The organism is Kitasatospora acidiphila (assembly GCF_006636205.1).
GTDB lineage: Bacteria > Actinomycetota > Actinomycetes > Streptomycetales > Streptomycetaceae > Kitasatospora > Kitasatospora acidiphila.
Genome location: NZ_VIGB01000003.1, coordinates 223,786 through 243,109, shown reverse-complemented (window position 1 = coordinate 243,109; position 19,324 = coordinate 223,786). Strand labels below are relative to the sequence as shown.

General features: G+C 71.8%; 6 protein-coding genes. 1 reads left to right on the top strand and 5 read right to left on the bottom strand.

Going from position 1 to position 19,324, the window contains the following annotated elements; translation table 11 throughout:
• Positions 1-82 precede the first annotated feature (82 nt).
• From E6W39_RS02210 to E6W39_RS02200, 3 genes are all read right to left on the bottom strand, one after another.
• On the bottom strand, positions 83-1,240 hold the full coding sequence (locus tag E6W39_RS02210; RefSeq protein WP_141632000.1) for a glycoside hydrolase family 3 N-terminal domain-containing protein: 1,158 nt from the start codon (positions 1,238-1,240) through the stop codon (positions 83-85).
• A 160-nt stretch (positions 1,241-1,400) separates the two neighbouring features.
• Positions 1,401-1,652 (bottom strand): DUF6296 family protein, encoded by a 252-nt coding sequence (locus E6W39_RS02205; RefSeq protein WP_141631999.1) that lies wholly within the window; start codon positions 1,650-1,652, stop codon positions 1,401-1,403.
• Positions 1,653-1,813: 161 nt separating this feature from the next.
• Positions 1,814-2,227: a PaaI family thioesterase gene (locus E6W39_RS02200; RefSeq protein ID WP_141631998.1), complete on the bottom strand. Its 414-nt coding sequence runs from the start codon at positions 2,225-2,227 to the stop codon at positions 1,814-1,816.
• A gap of 159 nt (positions 2,228-2,386) precedes the next feature.
• Between E6W39_RS02200 and E6W39_RS02195 the strand changes: the two genes are divergently transcribed.
• Positions 2,387-3,799: an amidase gene (locus tag E6W39_RS02195; protein ID WP_181799050.1), complete on the top strand. Its 1,413-nt coding sequence runs from the start codon at positions 2,387-2,389 to the stop codon at positions 3,797-3,799.
• A gap of 61 nt (positions 3,800-3,860) precedes the next feature.
• On the opposite strand, the gene E6W39_RS02190 is transcribed toward E6W39_RS02195, so the two are convergent.
• Together E6W39_RS02190 and E6W39_RS02185 are read right to left on the bottom strand one after the other, a co-directional pair.
• On the bottom strand, positions 3,861-5,669 hold the full coding sequence (locus tag E6W39_RS02190) for an alkaline phosphatase family protein (RefSeq protein WP_141631996.1): 1,809 nt from the start codon (positions 5,667-5,669) through the stop codon (positions 3,861-3,863).
• Positions 5,670-5,819: 150 nt separating this feature from the next.
• The gene (locus E6W39_RS02185) at positions 5,820-19,322 is read right to left on the bottom strand and encodes an amino acid adenylation domain-containing protein (RefSeq protein ID WP_141631995.1); all 13,503 of its coding nucleotides are present in this window, start codon (positions 19,320-19,322) and stop codon (positions 5,820-5,822) included.
• Between the last annotated feature and the right edge of the window lie 2 nt (positions 19,323-19,324).

Here is a 19,324-nt window from a genome sequence, read left to right as displayed (position 1 = left end):
CCGGTCACCCTATGTGGCGACCTCGGGCAGCGTCATGTCGTTTTGGTGGAAGCCGTTCCCCGGGCGCCGATCTGATGATCCGTCAGGTCAGGCGGGCGCGCAGCGCGGCGATCCGCTCGGCGGCGGCGGTGAACTCGGGGCGGTTCAGGTGCCCGGTGGTGAGGGCGTCGGAGAGCGCGGCCGTTGCATCGGCCCCCTGGTTCGCGTCCTGGGCCGAGCAGAGCAGCAGATCCATGCCGGCACCCGCGGCAGCGACGGCCCGGGCGCCGACGTCGCCGAAGGCGGACAGCGCGCCGGCCTCCAGCGCGTCGGTCACCGTCACCCCGGTGAAGCCCAGCCGACCGCGCAGCTCGCCCTGGACCACCGCCGGGGAAAGGCCGGCCGGATGCGCCGGGTCCAGTGCCGGATAGGTCGCCCAGGACACCATCACCAAGTCCACGCCGGCCTCGATCGCCGCCGGATAGGGCGCCTCGTCCACCTGGCTGAGCCGGCTCGCCGAGACCGGCAGGGTGACCGGGAGGTCGTCCGTGTTGGCGTCGCCCCCGGCGGTGCCCAGCCCCGGGAAGTGCTTGGCGGTGGCGGCCACTTGGTGCCGCTGCTGCGCCGTGATGAACGCCTGGCCGAGCCTGGCCACGGCCGCCGGGTCCTGCCCGTAGGAGCGTTGGGTCCGGTCGGTGAAGTCGCCGTGCTGGTGGGAGACGTCCAGCACCGGGGCGAGGTTGACGTTCAGCCCGTAGGAGGAGAGGTTGGCGGCGGCCCCGGCGCCGGCGTCCGCCGCTGCCGTGACCGGATCGGGCTGCGCGCCCACCGCCTTCTGGGACAGCACGGGTGCGCCGGGCAACCTCCGTACCAGGCCGCCCTCTTGGTCGGTCATCAGCAGCAGCGGCAGATGGACCGGGCTCTCCTGCTGGGCCTGCCGCAGCTGGGCCACCGCCTGGCGGAACCGGTCGGGGTCCGCGGTGTTGCCGCGGAAGAAGATCACACCGGCGGCCCGCCCGGCGCGGATCGCGGTGAGCAGCGGCTCCGGCGGGGTCAGGCCCTCGTAGGAGTAGATCACCCGCTGGCCGGCCAGCTGATCGGGCGTCAGCTGGGTGGCGAGGGCAGCTGTCGCCGCATTGGCGGTCAACCTCGACGGCGGGGATGCGCCCGCCCCGGCGCCGGGGTGCGGTGCGGCGGAGCTGCAGGAGGTGGCCAGCAGCAGACCGAGGCAGCCGATCAGCCGGCGGGCGGTGGACGGCATGGGGCTTGCTCCTTCGATGGCGGCGCCGCGACGCTGACCGGGGGGATCTGCTACACGATGTGATGGATTGCCCTCTTATCGTAACGCTGCGAGCTGCCGTGCACAGGCTGCTGCCCGGTGACCGTGGGTGTCGGTCGCCGGGCAGCGGGGGGTGAGGGTGTCACCCCACGGGGGAGCCGGTGCGCGGCAGGGGTACTGCGTGCAGGCACTGGTGCTGGTGGCCGTCGTCGGCGTCCAGACGGCTGGCCACACCATCAGCGTTGATCGAGACCTGGAATTCACCGGTCTCGTCCGTGTAGACGGAGTTACCGTCGACGGATCTGGGTGTCCAGTGCACCACGACCACGGTCGCGGGCCGGTGCCCGCAGACTGGGCCGGGGAGGGAGACGGCATAGCGCTGGACAGGATCCACGATCCGACCTCCTCGGGGGCTGGGGGCCCGGAGCTCGGCCGGGCCGATCTCCTTGCGTGTGCCCAGCTCGCGTTCGCTCAATCATCCGATGGCAAGATCATTTATTGAAGTCGCCGATCTTGGAGCACCGCCGTGCGGCTTGCCGTGTGGCGGGCAACGCCCTACGCAGGGAAGGCGTAGACGGCACTCGCATGCGCGGCCGGGTCGGTGGCGTCGCCGGCGGTGAGATCCACTTCGATGAAGGCCAGCTGCCGCCCCAGCTTGGTCACTCGCGCCATGATCATCACATCGGCCCCCGCTATCGGCCGCTGGAAGCCGGTCGACTGCTGCACGGTCGTCATCGGCCCGAACCCGCCGCGCGCCGAGGAGATCGCCACGGCACAGGCCGTGTCGGCTGCCGCCATCAGCGCCTGCCCGCAGATCCCGCCGCCCTCCCGGGCCAGCCGGTCCGACCAGGGCAGCCGCAGGACCGCGTGCCGCTCGCCGGTCTCGGCGACGGTCAGGCCCAGTTCCAGCACCCACGGGGCGAAGTTCTCGGCGAGGATCTTCTCGGCCGCGACGACAGTGATCGGCATGCCCGCCATTGTGCCGCCGAGCCCGGCCGCAAGCCAGAGCGCGACGCGGGGTCGGCTTGGCAGGCACGGGAACTGACGTGGATTCGGCTGACCTTCGAACCCCAACGGTTCTAGACTGCGGCCTCGATGACATTACCGGTCGGTAGGGATGGGGTTGGCATGGCTCGTACCGCGGAGCAGCGGGTGCACGCATTCGGCGACGACGCGTTGGGTGACCATGACGCGGTGGCGCTGGCCCGGCTGGTGCGAAACGGCGAGGTCAGCCCCGGCGAACTGGCCGAGGCCGCCGCTCAGCGCGCCCGAACGGTGGAGGACGCGCTGGCCCCGGTCGCGTTCGCGTCCTACCGGACACCGCGAGTCGGCCGGCACAGCCCCGACGCACTGCTGCACGGCGTGCCCACCTTCCTCAAGGACAACGTCGACCTGCGCGGCATGCCCACCGGGCACGGCAGCGCGGCGTTCCGCCCCCGCCCCGCGCGCTACACCTCGGGCTTCGCCGCACAACTCCTCGCCACCGGCGTGACCGTGCTCGGCAAGACCCGGCTGCCCGAGTTCGGCCTCAACGCCTCCACCGAATTCGGCACCGCCGAGCCGGTGCGCAACCCCTGGCAGACCTCGCACTCGCCCGGCGCCTCCTCCGGCGGAGCGGCCGCGCTGGTCGCCGCCGGCGTCGTGCCGATCGCGCACGCCAACGACGGCGGCGGCTCGATCCGGATCCCGGCCGCCTGCTGCGGGCTGGTCGGCCTCAAGCCGACCCGCGGCCGGCTGGTGCTGAACGACCAGGGCCGGCGCCTGCCGATCGATCTGGTGACGGACGGTGTGCTGACCCGGTCGGTGCGCGACACCGCCGCCTTCTTCGCCGCCGCCGAGCAGCACCACCGTCCGGCCGCGCTGCCCCCGCTGGGCCTGATCGAGGGGCCGGGCAGCCGGCGGCTGCGGGTGGGATTGGTGGTGGACTCGCCGGTGGCGGCCACCGACGCGCAGACCCGCCAGGCCGTTGAGCGGACCGCCGCCCGCCTGGCCGACCTCGGCCACCACGTCGAGCCCACCACTCTGCCCTTCGACCGGCAGTTCCAGCGCGACTTCACCCTCTACTGGGGCTTCATCGCCTTCCTGATCGCCGCCACCGGAAAGCTGCTGCTGGACCGCAGCTTCCAGCCCCGCCGGCTCGACGGCCTGACCCTGGGCCTGCGCCGCACCTTCCACCGCGAATTCCTGCGCACCCCTGGGGTGTTGCGCCGCCTGCGGGCCACGGAGCACGCGTACGCGTCGGTGTTCGATGCCTACGACGTGATCCTGTCGCCGGTGCTGGCCCACACCACCCCGCTGCTCGGGCACCTGAGCCCCAACGTGCCGTTCGAGGAGCTGATCGAGCGGCTGCACCGGTACGTGGCGTTCACCCCCGTCAACAACGTGACCGGCGGGCCCGGGATTTCGCTGCCCGTGGGTCAGACGGCGGAGGGTCTGCCCATCGGGGTGCACCTGTCGGCGGCGCACGGGCAGGAGCGGGTGCTGCTGGAGCTGGGGTACGCGCTGGAGGGGGAGGCGGGGTGGCGGCGGATCCAGGGGTGAGGCCCCGGCCCCGGGAAACCGCCCCGGGGCCGGGGCCTCACCCCTGGATCGTTGCGCGGCGTCAGCCGACGGTCAGGGGGAACGGCCCGGCCAGCACCGAGTAGCCGTCGTTGGCCAGGTAGTACGCGTCGTACTTGCCCGCGCCGTTCAGCTTGCCCGTGGCGAGGGTGACCGCGCCGCTCTGGTTCGGCGTGTAGGCCCAGGCGAGCGAGGACTGCGAGCCCGGGGTGACGCCCGCCGGGTAGATGCCGACCCAGTTCTTCGCGCTGACCTGCGAGGCGTCCGGCAGGGCGTAGCGCAGGGTTGTGTTGCCGCCGTTCGCCACTGCGTTCAGGTCGCCGGTCAGCGTCGGTACGGCCGCCGCGGACGGTGCGAAGGCGGCGTTGAGCGGCGTCGCGTAGGTGTCGTTGGCGGTCAGCCCCGGCAGGCCGAGGGCCGACTCGATGGTGCGGCCGATGCTGTAGTGGTCGTAGTGCGACGGGCTGCTGGTGCCGGCCGGAACGGTGCCCTGTGAGCCGAGGACCACGGTGGCGACGTGGTTGTAGCCCTCGCTCTCGCTCTCGTCCCAGGTCAGGACGAGCAGCGAGCGCTGCTGGGTCCACGCGGGGGAGGACAGCACGGGGGCGAGCGTCTGCTTCAGCCAACCGTCCTGCGTCTGGAGGCTGGTGGCGCTGCCGTTGCCGGAGGCCTCGCCGTCGTAGTAGTCGTCAGCGGCGATCCAGGAGAAGTTGGGCGTGGTGGCCGCCGACCGCAAGTCGGTGGTCAGCTGCGAGGTGTCGAACAGGTGGGCCGCGCAGCGGGCCGGATTGCCGCTGATGTCGGTGTAGTTGATGAACGGCGCGTCGTCGGGCATGTACTTGGCGTCGTACTGGGTGGTGGTGTTGCAGGGCGTGCCCATGCCCTGCTCGTACGCCTTCCAGCTCTTGCCGGCCGCCTCGATGGTGTCACCGAGGTTGCGCTGCGGGGAGTTGATGTTGGGCCAGTAGGTGGCGCCCTTGGTGTAGGTGTCGCCACCCGCGATGGCCAGGTAGTTCTCGTCGCTCGGGTGGTAGACGCCGTGGGCGTCGGTGAGGGTGGCGCCCTGGGACATCAGGCTGTGGATGAACGGCGTGTCCGTCGGGTCGTTCATGATCTCGGAGTAGTCGGTGTTCTCCATCATGACCGTGAACACGTGGTCGTAGCCCGGCACGCTCGATGCGGGCGGAGCGACCGGCGCCGGTGCGGTGACCGGGGTGTCGAGGGTGAGGGAGAGGTTGTCCAGGTAGCCGGTCTCGTTCGAGGTGGACAGGAACTGCACCTCGACCTGGATCGACCTGGTGCCGGCCGGGACGGAGCCGGTGGTGGTGCGGGAGAGGAACTTCGTGGACAGGCCACGGTCGGTCGCGGAGACGGTCGGCAGCTTGGCGGTCGCGCCGACCGGGTCGCCGTTCGCGTCCTGGAAGTGCAGGCTGACGGCGACGTAGCCGCCGTAGACGGTCCAACCGCCCAGCCAGCCGCCGAGGTTGTAGTGCACCCCGCCGCCGTCGATCGCGGTGGCCGCCGAGGAGACATCGACGGTCTGCGCCATCGCGCCGTCCCCGAAGTTGCCCGGGCCGAAGAAGGCCTTGCCGGGCGTGTGGCCGTCGTTCGGCTGGCCGAAGGAACCGACGGTGTAGCACATGGCGTTGATGCCGCCGGCCTCGACGGTCCAGCCGGGGACGGTGGTGGCCGCGCTCCAGTCGTTGGTGCAGGAGCCGCCGGCCTCCGCGTCACCGTTGACGATCAGGTTGCCGCTGCCGGCCGCCGCCTGGGCGGGGGTGGCGACGACCAGCGCGCCGAGGAGGGGCAGAGCGGTGAGCAGGCTGCCGAGGGCACTTGAGCGCAGTCGCATGGGGGATACCTCGTCCCGTTGGTGGGGGTGATGGCTTGGCGGTGGATCACGAACGGGACATAGATACCGGTTGGCGCTATCCGGCGGAAGAACGTCGGCCAAACATGATCAGACAACTTCAGGCCTGGTCCTTCCGCCGGCGGGTGGGCGCTACGCCTCCAGGTGGGCGGTGATGATCCGGGCGATCTCGGCGATCGGGCCCGCGTTCATCAATCCGTGGTGGGTGGCGTCGATCTCGTGGTCGGCCACGCGGCCGCCGAGGTACCGCTGCCAGCTGGCGGAGGTGGGCGTGCCCTCGGGGCGCTCGCGGAGCGCGGTGAAGAACAGCGCGTCGCCGCGGTAGGGAGCGGGCTGGTACGCCCGCATCATCCCCACGTGGCGCTCCCAGGCATCGCCCATCGCGAACAGGTCGGCCGCGGAGAACGCGGCGGCGGAACTGTCCACCAGGGCCTGGACCACCTGGTCCCGGGTGAGCGGGGTGTCCTCGGGAGCCGGACGCTCGGCGTCGAACATCTGCAGGAAGACGGCCAGCGTCTCCTGCTCGTCCCGCTCGGTGCCGGAGACGGTGTAGTCGGCGTAGGCGTAGGAGTCCATGATGCCCAGCAGCGCCACCTGCTCGCCGAGCGCCTGGAGGTGCTCGGCCATGGCATAGACCACCAGGCCGCCGAAGGAGTGGCCCAGCAGGTGGTACGGACCGCTCGGCTGGACCGCGCGGATCAGCGCCACGTAGTCGGCGGCCATCTGCTCCACGGTCTCCGGCAGCCCCTCGCTCCGGGTCAGGCTCGCGGCCTGCAGGGCGTAGACCGGGCGGCCGGCCAGGTGCGGCAGCAGCCGGCTGTAGCCGAGGCCGACGCCGTACCCCGCGTGGACGCAGAACAGCGGTGGCAGTTCGCCGTCCCGGCGCAGCGGCATCAGTTCGGCGAACTTGTCGCCGAGCTCCGCACCGCCGCCGAGCCGTGCGGCCAACCCGGCCGCGGTGGGTGCCTCGAACAGGTCGCGCAGCGCCAACTCCACGCCCAGCGTGGCCCGGACGCGGCCCACCAGGCGGGCCGCGAGCAGCGAGTGGCCGCCGAGGTCGAAGAAGTCGTCGTCGATGCCGACCTGGGGGAGGCCCAGGGCCTCGGCGAAGAGGACGGCGATCACCTCCTCCTGCGGGGTGCGTGCCGCACGGGTCGAGACCGGGGTGTGGGTGGGGGCGGGGAGGGCGTTGCGGTCGAGCTTGCCGTTGACGGTGAGGGGGAGGGTGTCGAGGACGACGATGGCGGCGGGGACCATGTACGCGGGCAGCATCGCGGCGAGGTCGGTGCGCAGCGCCGCCTGGTCGAGGTCACCGGAGGGAACCAGGTAGGCCACCAGCTTCTCGCCCTGGACCAGCACGGCGGCCTGGGTGACGTTCGGGTGGGTGGTCAGGGCGGTTTCGATTTCGGGGAGTTCGATGCGGAAGCCGCGGAGTTTGATTTGGCGGTCGGCGCGGCCGGCGTATTCGAGTTGGCCGTTGTGGTTCCAGCGGGCGAGGTCGCCGGTGCGGTACATGCGGGTGCCGGCTGGGCCGTGGGGGTCGGCGGTGAAGCGTTCGGCGGTGAGGTCGGGGCGGTTGAGGTAGCCGCGGGCTTGGCCGGTGCCGGCGATGTAGAGCTCGCCGATGCTGCCGGTGGGGACGGGGCGTAGGCCTGTGTCGAGGATGTAGAGGCGGGTGTTGTCGAGTGGGCGGCCGATGGGGAGGGGGCCGGTGGGGTTCTCGGTGATGGTGTGGGTGGCGGCGAAGGTGGTGGTTTCGGTGGGGCCGTAGCCGTTGACCACTGCGAGGCCGGGGCAGGCTTCGAGCACGCGGGTGGTGGCGGTGGGGGAGACGACGTCGCCGCCGGTCCAGATTTCGCGGACGCCGGTGAAGGCGGTGGGGTTTTCGTCGGCGGTGAGGCTGAAGAGGCCTGCGGTGAGCCAGAGTCCGGTGATCTGGTGGTGCTTGATGAGGTGGGTGAGTGCGTCGGTGGTGGGGTCGCCGGTGGGGGCGATGATGATCTGGCGGCCTGTGAGGAGGGGGACCCAGAGTTCCATGGTGGAGGCGTCGAAGGAGTGGGGGGAGTGGAGTAGGACGCGTTCCATGGCGGGGCTGGTGAAGCGGTGGTCGGTGGCGAGGGCGGTGATGTCGGTGTGGGTGATGGCGACGCCCTTGGGGCGGCCGGTGGAGCCGGAGGTGTACATCACGTAGGCGAGTTGCTCGGGGTGGGCCTGGACTGGGAAGTCGGGCCCGTCGACGTTCGCGTCCACGTCGTTGGCGATGAGGACGGTGGCGGGCAGTTGCTCGGCTTCGGCCCGGAGTGCGGTGTCGGTGAGGAGGAGTTTGGTGCTGGTTTCGGTGAGGATGAGCTCGCGGTGGGCCTGGGGGTAGCGGGAGTCCAGGGGGACGTAGAAGCCGCCGGCCTTGACCACGGCGAGGAGGGCCACCACCAGGTCGGTGGAGCGTTCCATCAGTACCGCGACGCCGGTCTCGGTGCCGACCCCATGTGCCACGAGGGCGCGGGCCAGGCGGGCTGCTCGCTCGTCCAGTTCCCGGTAGGTGAGTGTGCTTTCGCCGGCTACTACGGCGACCGCGTCCGGGGTGCGTGCGACCTGTGCGGCGAACAGCTCGGGCAGGGTGCCCTCGGGCACGGCGGTCGCCGTGTCGTTCCACTCGACGAGGATCCGGGCGCGCTCGGCCTCGTCCAGCACCTCGATGCGGGCAAGTGCCGTCTGCGGGGCCGTTTCCAGTGCGTCGACCAGAGCCGTGACGGCCTCACGGGTCAGCGTGCACACCACAGCGGGGTCGATCGGCGCGACCGTCTGCGCGGTGAGGACGAAGCCGGTGCCGAGGTCGTCGATCGACACCGTCAGCGGGTAGTTGGTGCGTTCGTGGCTGTGCAGCACCTCGATGCCGCTCGGGTCCGCGTCGGGCGTCGCCGCCGCGCTGTGGCGGTAGTTGAGCAGCGCGGTGAACAGCGGTGCGCCGCCTGCGATTCCGCTGGCCTGCTGCGCGAGGGCGAGCGGGGCGTGCTCGTGCACCAGGAGGTCGGCGAGCCGTCCGCGCATCGCGAGTGTGGCCTCCAGCGCGCTGACCCCGACGGTCGGGAGCCGCACCGGCAGCGTGTTGATGAACAGGCCCGGCACGCGGTCCGCGCCGCTGCCGGCGTTCATCCGGCCGAAGAGCACCGTCCCGAAGACCACGTCGTCGCGGCCCGAGGTTGCCGCCACCACCCGCGCCCACGCGACGTGGAACACGGTGGCCGGGCTCACCCCGAGTGCCCGTGCCCGCTCGCGCAGCCGCCCGGCAAGGTCGGCGTCCAGGGCCAGCTTGGCTTCTCCCACACCCGAGGCGTCGCCGCGTACGTCCAGCAGCCCGAAGGGTGCGGTCGGCTCGGTGATGTCGCCGAGTAGCTCGGCGAAGAAGCGCTCGTGCTCGGCCCGGGAGACCCCGAGGCGGGCCTGGGCGACGAAGTCGCGGAACGGCAGCGGCGCTGCCAGCGAGTCCTGCCGGCCTTCGAGGACGGCGTTGATCTCGGCGAACAGCACTTCCATCGCGGTGTGGTCGGTGGTCAGGTGGTGCCGCTGGAGCAGCAGCAGCCAGCGGTTGGTGCCGGGTTCGGGGGCCGTCCAGGCGCGCAGCAGCGGTGGCTGGGCCAGATCCATGGCGGCGGGGCAGCGGTCGAGCAGCTCGCCGACCGGGTCCGCGCCCTCGATCTCGACCTGGTGGATGGTCAGTTCGGCATGCCGGGCGACCACCTGGACCGGCTCCGGCAGGTCCTGCCAGTACACCGCCGTGCGCAGGATGTCGTGCCGGTCGACGACGTGCTGGAGAGCGCCGAGCACCGCGTCCAGCCGCTCGCGTGAGTCGAACCGCAGGACGGTCGGCAGCACGTACACATCGGCGCCGGCCCGCCCGTCCGCCATCAGGTGGTGGAAGAAGATGCCTTCCTGGAGCGGGGCGAGCGGGTAGATGTCGGCGATGTTGGCCGCGCCTCCGGGGAACGCCCCGGTGATGGTGGCGAGCTGCCCGGCAGTCAGCTCCACCAGCGGCAGCATCTCCGGCGTGATCGCCTCGGCACCGGCCGGGATCAGGTTGGGCGGCACGACGACCGCGCTGCCGGTGGCGGCCTGCGCGAGACCGGCGACGGTCGGCGTGGTGAACAGCGCCCGCGCGTTGACCTGCACGCCGCGCGCCCGCAGTTGCTCGACCAGCGAGACGGCCAGCAGTGAGTGGCCGCCGAGTTCGAAGAAGTTGTCGTCCACGCCGATCCGGGGGAGGCCGAGGACGTTGGCGAAGGCTTCGCAGAGGATTTCTTCGTGGGGGGTGGAGGGGCCGCGGTTGGTGGTGGCGGTGGTGAAGTCGGGTGCGGGGAGGGCGCGGTGGTCGAGCTTGCCGTTGACGGTCAGGGGGATTCGGTCGATGACCACGACGGCGGCCGGGACCATGTAGTCCGGCAGGTACTGGGCGGTGTGCCGGCGCAGCTCTGCCGGGTCGACGGGCTCCGACGCGACGACGTACCCGACTACGCTCCCCCAGCCTCCGGCCTGGGGGCACCTCCCGGCCGCCAGGCTGGGGGCGGGTGCCCCCACGTCGCCGGGGGCGTCTTCGCGGACGGTTGCGGTTGCCTGGGCGATGGCGGGGTGGGTGCTGAGGGCTTGGGCGATTTCGCCGAGTTCGATGCGGAAGCCGCGGATCTTGACCTGGTGGTCGGCGCGGCCGGTGTATTCGAGTTCGCCGTTGTGGTTCCAGTGGGCGAGGTCGCCGGTGCGGTACATGCGGGTGCCGGCCGGACCGTGGGGGTCGGCGATGAAGCGCTCGGCGGTGAGGGCGGGGCGGTTCAGGTAGCCGCGGGCCAGGCCGGGGCCGGCGACGTAGAGTTCGCCGGTGGTGCCGGGCGGGCAGGGCTTCAGGGCGGAGTCGAGGACGTAGACGCGCAGGTCGGGGATGGCGTGGCCGATGACGCTGCCGGTGGTGAGCTGCTCGGCGTTGAGCGCCTTGTGGGTGACGTGGACGGTGGTCTCGGTGATGCCGTACATGTTGACCAGCAGTGGTGCGTGGTCGGGGTGCCGGGTGTACCAGGGGCGCAGTCGGGGCAGGTCGAGTGCTTCGCCGCCGAAGACGACCGTGCGCAGTGCCAACTCGGCGCCCAGTTCCGGGTGTTGTGCGTCGGCCTGGATCAGCTGGTAGAACGCGGACGGGGTCTGGTTGAGGACGGTGACCCGCTCGCGGACCAGCAGGGTGAGGAAGTCGGCGGGTGAGCGGGATATGTCGGTGGGGACGACGACGAGTCGGCCGCCGTAGAGGAGGGCGCCCCAGAGTTCCCAGACGGAGAAGTCGAAGGCGAAGGAGTGGAACCAGGTCCATACGTCGTCGGTGTCGAAGTCGAACCAGTGGTCGGTGGCGGCCAGGAGCCGGCCGACGTTGGTGTGGGGGATGAGGACGCCCTTGGGGCGGCCGGTGGAGCCGGAGGTGTAGATGACGTAGGCGGGGTGCTCGGGCAGTAGTTCGGCGCCCCGCTCGGCGGGCGTCAGGTCGGTGCCGGGCAGCTCAGCCAGCCGGGCAGCGGTGGTGGGGTCGTGCAGTGCCAGGCCGGCGGCGCCTGTGTCGGCGGTGGCTGTGATGGTCAGGAGCGGTTGGGCGTCGGCGACCATGTAGGCGATGCGGTCCGCCGGGTAGTCGGGGTCGATCGGCAGGTAGGCGCCGCCGGCCTTGAGCACGGCGAGCAGCGTGACGACCAGGTCGGCCGAGCGGTGCATCCGGACGGCGACCAGGGTCTCCGGGCGGACGCCGCGTTCGACGAGCAGGCGAGCCAGGCGGTTGGCCCGCGCGTTCAGTTCCGCGTAACTCAGGCTGGTCTGCTCGTCGTTGACGGCGATGGCGTCCGGGGTGCGGGCGGCCTGCGCCTCGAACAGCTCGGGCAGGGTGGTCGGGACGGTCCCGACCGGGGCGCCCTGCCACTCGGTGAGCAGGGTGTGGCGCAGCTCGTCGGTGAGGACGTCGATCCGGTCCAACCGGGTCTCGGGCGCGCTCGCGAGCGCCGTGACCAGGCCGCGGATCGCCGTGTCGAAGAGCGAGCAGACCAGCTCCGGATCGATCGGGTCGGCGACCTGGACCGAGAACCCGAAGTCGGTGCCGTGGTCGTCGATCGACACGGTGATGGGGTAGTTGGTGCGGTCGTGGCCGTGCTGGACCTGGATGCCGGCCGGTTCGGGAGCGGCGTCGGCGGTGGCTGGGCCGCTGCCGTGGCGGTAGTTGAGCAGTGCCGTGAACAGCGGGGCCGGAGCGGCGATCCCGCTCGCCTGCTGGGCGAGGGCCAGTGGCGCGTGTTCGTGGACCAGCAGGTCGGCGAGGCAGCGGCGCATGGCGTCGACGGCTTGGGTGACGCTCAGGCCGGTGGTGCGCAGGCGGGTGGGCAGGGTGTTGATGAAGAGTCCGGGGACCCGGTCGGCGCCGGTGCCGGCGTTCATGCGGCCGAACAGCAGGGTGCCGAACACGACGTCGTCCCGGTTGGCGGTGGCGGCGACCACGCGCGCCCAGGCGGTGTGGAACAGCGTCGCCGGGCTGACGCCGAGTCGGCGGGCCTGTTCGCGCAAGGAGGCGGCGAGCTCGGGGGACAGGGCTCGGCGGGCCTCGGTGACCTGCGTGCCGTCGCCGCGCACGTCCAGCAGGCCGAACGGTGCGGTGGGCTCGGTGATGTCGCCGAGCAGTTCGGTGAAGAACCGCTCGTGCTCCTCGCGGGGGATGCCGAGGCGGGCCTGGGCGACGAAGTCGCGGAACGGCAGCGGGGTCGGCAGCTCGTCCCGGCGGCCGTCCAGGAGGGTGCGGATCTCGGCCATCAGGATGTCCATGGCCGTGTGGTCGGTGATCAGGTGGTGGCGGTGCAGCAGCAGGTGCCAGCGCCCGGTGCCCGGTTCGGCCGCGAGATGGGCGCGCAGCAGCGGCGCGCGGGTCAGGTCGAGGGACCGGCGGCAGGCGGCCGCCAATTCGGTGGCCGGGTCGGCGGCGCCGGTGAGTTCGACGGTGACGACCGGGAGTTCGGCGTGCCGGGCGACCACCTGGACCGGCTCGGGCAGGCCCTGCCAGTGGACGGCGGTGCGCAGGATGTCGTGGCGATCCACCACGTGCTGCAGCGCGGCGAGGAAGGCGTCCAGTCGCGCGCGGGAGTCGAAGGTGAGCGTGGTCGGCGAGACGTAGAGGTCGTCGCCCTCGCCCTCGGAGATCAGGTGGTGGAAGAAGATGCCTTCCTGGAGCGGGGCGAGCGGATAGATGTCGGCGATGTTGGCCGCACCGCCGGGGAACGCCTCGGTGATGGTGGCGAGTTGCCCGGTGGTCAGCTCCACCAGCGGCAGCATCTCCGGCGTGATCGCCTCGGCACCGGCCGGGATCAGGTTCGGCGGGACGATGACCTTGGTACCGCCCGCAGTGGCCTGTGCGAGGGCCGCGACGGTCGGCGCGGAGAACAGCGCGCGGACGTTCACCTGGAGGCCGCGGGCGCGCAGCCGTTCGACCAGCGTGACGGCGAGCAGGGAGTGGCCGCCGAGCTCGAAGAAGTTGTCGTCCAGGCCGACTCGGTCCAGGCCGAGTACCTCCCCGAAGACCTCGCAGAGCGTGTGCTCCTGAGGGCTTGCGGGGGCGCGGTAGCCGGCGCCGGTGGTGAACTCGGGGGCGGGCAGGGCCTTGCGGTCCAGCTTGCCGTTCACCGTGCGCGGCAGTTCGTCGAGGACGACGAGGGCGGCCGGGACCATGTAGTCGGGCAGGGTGGCGGCGAGGTGCTCGCGCAGCCGCGCCTGGTCGAGCTCGCCGCGCGGCACGACATAGCCGACCAGCCGGTCGTCCCGGACCAGCACGGCAGCCTGGGAGACTTGCTGATGATCCGTCAGTGCATGCTCGATCTCGCCGAGTTCGATGCGGAAGCCGCGAATCTTCACCTGGTCGTCGACGCGGCCGAAGAACTCGATCCGGCCGTCCCGGTTCCAGCGCACCAGGTCGCCGGTGCGGTACATCCGGCTGCCGGCGGGGCCGTAGGGGTCGGCGGTGAAGCGCTCGGCAGTCAGGCCGGGGCGGCCGAGGTAGCCACGGGCCAACTGGGCGCCCGCGATGTACAGTTCGCCGGCCACACCGACCGGCGCCGGGCGCAGCGCGGCATCCAGTACGTAGGCGCGGGTGTTCCACATCGGGCGGCCGATCGGCACGGTCCCGCCCTCGATCGCCGCGCCCGTGTCGAGCAGGTGGTCGAGACAGCCGACGGTGGCCTCGGTCGGGCCGTAGTGGTTCACCACGGCCACCTGCGGATTGCGGCGCCGCCAGTCCGCGAGTTGCGCGGCGTTGACGGCTTCGCCGCCGAGCATCAGTCGGCCCGACCTGATATGGCGGTCCGTCAGGGCGTCGAAGTAGGCCAAGCCACTTGGGGTCACCTTGAGGAAGGTCAGCTGCTCCCCGGCGAGTGCGTCCGGCAGCTTCTCATCCAGTGCGGCGACGTGCACCCGGCCGCCGGAGGCGAGCGCGCCGTAGAGCGCGGTCACCCCGGCGTCGAAGGAGATCGAGGCGTGCACCAGGGTGGTGCCGGCCAGCTCCGGGTACGCCTCCCGGCAGCGGGAGACGTAGTTGGTCACACCGGCGTGCGGGAGGACGACGCCCTTGGGGCGGCCGGTGGAACCGGAAGTGTAGATCACATAGGCGGGATGCTGCGGCCGCACGGCCACGTCGGGGTTCGCCGTGCTGCGGCCGGTGAGGTCGAGCTCGTCGATCAGGAGCTGCCGGTGGTCGGCGAGGTGGGCGGTCTGCCGGGTCGCCAGGATGACGGCGGGGGCGGCGTCCTCCAGCATGTAGGCGATGCGCTCGGCCGGGTAGTCGGGGTCGATCGGCAGGTAGGCGCCGCCGGCCTTGAGGACCGCGAGCAGCGCGACGATGAGCTCGACACGGCGCTCGATCAGGACCGCGACCAGCGACTCCGGGCCGACGCCCTGGCTGATCAGGTGGTGGGCCAGCCGGTTGGCCTGGCCGTTGAGTTCGGCATAGCTCAACTCAACACCAAGGGAGGCCAGGGCAGTTGCGTCGGGGGTGCGGGCAACCTGGGCCTCGACCAGTGAGGTCAGGGTGCCGGCGGGCGCCTCGTGTGCGGTGTCGTTCCAGTCGGTGAGCATCCGGTGGCGGTCGGCCTCGGTCACCACCTCGACGCTCGCGACCGGTGCCTCGGGCGCGGTGATGACCGCGTGCAGGACGCGGGCGAACTGCTCGGCGAGCGCGGCGGCGTCGTTCGCGTCGAACAGGTCGCGGGCGAAGGTCAGGGTGCCGCGCAGACCGGCGGGAGCGCTGTCGGCGGTGAACTCCTCGGCGAGCGTGAAGGACAGGTCGAAGCGTGCGGCCAGCTGCCCGGCCGGCACCAGCGAGGCTGCCAGGCCCGGCAGTTCGAGCACCGCCGCGGCGTTGTTCTGCAGCGAGAGCATCACCTGGAAGAGCGGATGGCGGGCCATCGAGCGGGCGGGGGCCAGCGTCTCCACCAGGCGCTCGAACGGGACGTCCTGGTGCGCGAAGGCGGCCAGGCTCGCTTCGCGGACCCGGGCGAGCAGGTCGGTGAAGCTCGGGGCGCCGGCCAGGTCGGTGCGCAGGACGAGGGTGTTGACGAAGAAGCCGACCAGATCGTCCAGGGCCTCGTCGGTGCGGCCCGCGATCGGGCTGCCGATCGGGATGTCGGTGCCGGCGCCCAGCCGGGAGAGCAGCACGGCCAGCGCCGCCTGCAGCGCCATGTACACCGTCACGCCCTCGGCCTGCGCCAACTCGACCAGTCGGTCGTGCAGTTCGGCGGGGATGGCAAGGTCGACCGTACCGCCGTCGTGGCTGGCCACGGCGGGGCGGGGGCGGGTGGCAGGCAGCACGAGCTCGTCGGGAAGGTCGGCCAGCGCCTGTCGCCAGTAGGCGAGTTGCTGGGCGAGCAGGCTCTCCGGGGCATCCGGCGAGCCGAGCACCTCGCGCTGCCAGAGCGCGTAGTCGGCGTACTGGACGGGCAGCGGCTGCCAGTCGGGTGCCTGCCCGGCCAGGTGGGCGGCGTAGGCGGTGGACACATCACGGGCCAGCGGGCCCATGGACCAGCCGTCACCGGCGATGTGGTGCACCACCAGGACGAGCAGATGCTCCGTCGCCGTGGTGCTGAACAGCCAGGCGTGCAGCGGGAGATCGACCGACAGCTCGAAGGTGTGGCGCGCGGCGCGGGCAACGGCCGCGGTCAGCTCGGCTTCGGAGAGGTCGGCCGCATCGGTGACCGTCAGCAGCTGTCCAACGGACTCGATGGGCAGCACCTGCTGGCACGGGCTGCCGTCGACCGCGCGGAAGACGGTGCGCAGCACCTCGTGCCGGGCGGCCACATCGCGCAGCGCGGCGTCCAGCGCCGTGACGTCCAACTCGCCCGTCAGGCGCAGGCAGAGCGGGATGTTGTAGGTGGCGCTCGGACCCGACAACTCACCGAGGAACCAGAGGCGTTGCTGCGCGAAGGAGACCGGCAGCTGCTCGGGGCGGAGACCGGCGGTCAGGGCCGGACGGCGTGGGACCGTGGCGGCATCGAGGCGGTCGGCCAGCGCGGCGACGGTGGGGGCCTCGAACAGCGTCCGGATGGCCACCTCGACGTCCAGCGCGGTGCGGATCCGGCTCGCCAGGCGGGTGGCGAGCAGCGAGTGGCCGCCCAGCTCGAAGAAGTTGTCGTCGATGCCGACCTGGGGGAGGCCCAGCACCCCGGCGAAAACCTCGCACAGGGTCTCCTGCCGCGGGGTGGTCGGGGCGCGGTGGGCGACCGTCGCGGTGTGGGTGGGGGCGGGAAGGGCGTTGCGGTCGAGCTTGCCGTTGACGGTGAGGGGGAGGGCGTCGAGGACGACGATGGCGGCGGGGATGAGGTATTCGGGGAGCGTGGTGGCGAGTTGGGTGCGGATGGCGGCGGGATCGAGGGTGGCGCCGGGCGTGGGGACGGTGTAGGCGATGAGGCGCTTGAGGCCGGGGGTGTCTTCGCGGACGAGCGCGGCGGCCTGGGCGATGCCGGGGAGGGCGAGGAGGGCGGTTTCGATTTCGGGGAGTTCGATGCGGAAGCCGCGGAGTTTGATTTGGCGGTCGGCGCGGCCGGCGTATTCGAGTTCGCCGTTGTGGGTCCAGCGGGCGAGGTCGCCGGTGCGGTACATGCGGGTGCCGGCTGGGCCGTGGGGGTCGGCGGTGAAGCGTTCGGCGGTGAGGTCGGGGCGGTTCAGGTAGCCGCGGGCTTGGCCGGTGCCGGCGATGTAGAGCTCGCCGATGCTGCCGGTGGGGACGGGGCGTAGGCCTGTGTCGAGGATGTAGAGGCGGGTGTTGTCGAGTGGGCGGCCGATGGGGAGGGGGCCGGTGGGGTTCTCGGTGATGGTGTGGGTGGCGGCGAAGGTGGTGGTTTCGGTGGGGCCGTAGCCGTTGACGATGACCGTGCCGGGGCAGGCTTCGAGCACGCGGGTGGTGGCGGTGGGGGAGACGACGTCGCCGCCGGTCCAGATTTCGCGGACGCCGGTGAAGGCGGTGGGGTTTTCGTCGGCGGTGAGGCTGAAGAGGCCTGCGGTGAGCCAGAGTCCGGTGATCTGGTGGTGCTTGATGAGGTGGGCGAGTGCGTCGGTGGTGAGGTCGCCGGTGGGGGCGATGATGATCTGGCGGCCTGTGAGGAGGGGGACCCAGAGTTCCATGGTGGAGGCGTCGAAGGAGTGGGGGGAGTGGAGTAGGACGCGTTCCATGGCGGGGCTGGTGAAGCGGTGGTCGGTGGCGAGGGCGGTGATGTCGGTGTGGGTGATGGCGACGCCCTTGGGGCGGCCGGTGGAGCCGGAGGTGTACATCACGTAGGCGAGTTGCTCGGGGTGGGCCTGGACTGGGAAGTCGGGCCCGTCGACGTTCGCGTCCACGTCGTTGGCGATGAGGACGGTGGCGGGCAGTTGCTCGGCTTCGGCCCGGAGTGCGGTGTCGGTGAGGAGGAGTTTGGTGCTGGTTTCGGTGAGGATGAGCTCGCGGTGGGCCTGGGGGTAGCGGGAGTCCAGGGGGACGTAGAAGCCGCCGGCCTTGACCACGGCGAGGAGGGCCACCACCAGGTCGGTGGAGCGTTCCATCAGTACCGCGACGCCGGTCTCGGCGCCGACCCCGTGCGCCACGAGGGCGCGGGCCAGGCGGGCTGCTCGCTCGTCCAGTTCCCGGTAGGTGAGTGTGCTTTCGCCGGCTACTACGGCGACCGCGTCCGGGGTGCGTGCGGCCTGTGCGGCGAACAGCTCGGGCAGGGTGCCCTCGGGCACGGCGGTCGCCGTGTCGTTCCACTCGACGAGGATCCGGGCGCGCTCGGCCTCGTCCAGCACCTCGACCTCCCCCACCCGCCGCCCCGGTTCGGCGACCAGCGCCCGCAGCACCCGCACGAAGCGCTCGCCGATCCGCTCGGCGGTCGCGGCGTCGAACAGGTCCAGGGCGTACGTGAGGCTGCCCCACATGCCGTCCGGCGTCTCGCCGAACGTGAAGTTCAGGTCGAACTTGGCGGGCAGCTGCCCACCGGCCAGCGGCGCGGCCGTCAGCCCCGGCAGCTCCAGCACCGGCTGGGCGTTGTTCTGCAGGGAGAGCATCACCTGGAAGAGCGGGTGCCTGGCCATCGAGCGGGCCGAGGCCAGATCCTCGACCAGGCGCTCGAACGGGACGTCCTGGTGCGCGAACGCCCCCAGGCCCGCCTGGCGCACCCGCCCGAGCAGCTGACGGAACGTCGGGTTGCCGGACAGATCGGTGCGCAGCACCAGGGTGTTGACGAAGAAGCCGATTAGCTCCTCCAGCGCCTCGTCGATCCGTCCGGCGACGGCGGTGCCGATCGGGATGTCGGTCCCGGCACCGAGGCGCGAGAGCAGCACGGCCACCGCGGCCTGCAGCACCATGAACACCGTGCCGTTCTCCGCTCGGGCCAGCTCCGCCACACCGCGGTGCAGCTCGGCCGGCACGGTGAACTCGACGGTGCCGCCGTGGTGGCTGGCGACGGCCGGGCGCGGCTGCTTGGCGGGCAGCGCCAGTTCCTCCGGCAGCTCCGCCAAAGTCTGGCGCCAGTAGGCCAGTTGCTCGGAGAGGACACTCTGCGGGTCGTCCTCCTCGCCGAGCAGTTCGCGCTGCCAGAGCGCGTAGTCGGCGTACTGGCCCGGCAGTTCCTCCCAGCCGGGAGCCGCACCGGCCAACCGGGCCGCGTAGGCCGTCGACACGTCCCGGGCGAGCGGGCCCATCGACCAGCCGTCGCCCGCGATGTGGTGAACCACCAGGAGCAGCACGTGCTCGGTGGGCGCCAGGGCGTACAGCCAGGCGTGCAGCGGGAGTTCAGTGGCCAGGTCGAAGGTGTGCCGCGAGGTCTCGGCCACGGCCGCGCGCAGGGCGGCCTCGTCGAGCCCGTCCGCCGGGACCACGGTCAGCAGTGAGCCGACCGTGTCGGCCTCGCGGATCTCCTGCCAGGGCTGCCCGTCGACGGCGGGGAACACGGTGCGCAGCACCTCGTGCCGCCCGACCACGTCCCGCAGCGCGGCGTCCAGCGCCGTGACGTCCAACTCGCCCGTCAGGCGCAGGCAGAGCGGGATGTTGTAGGTGGCGTTCGGACCCTCCAGCTCGCCCAGGAACCACAGCCGCTGCTGCGCGAAAGAAACCGGAAACATCA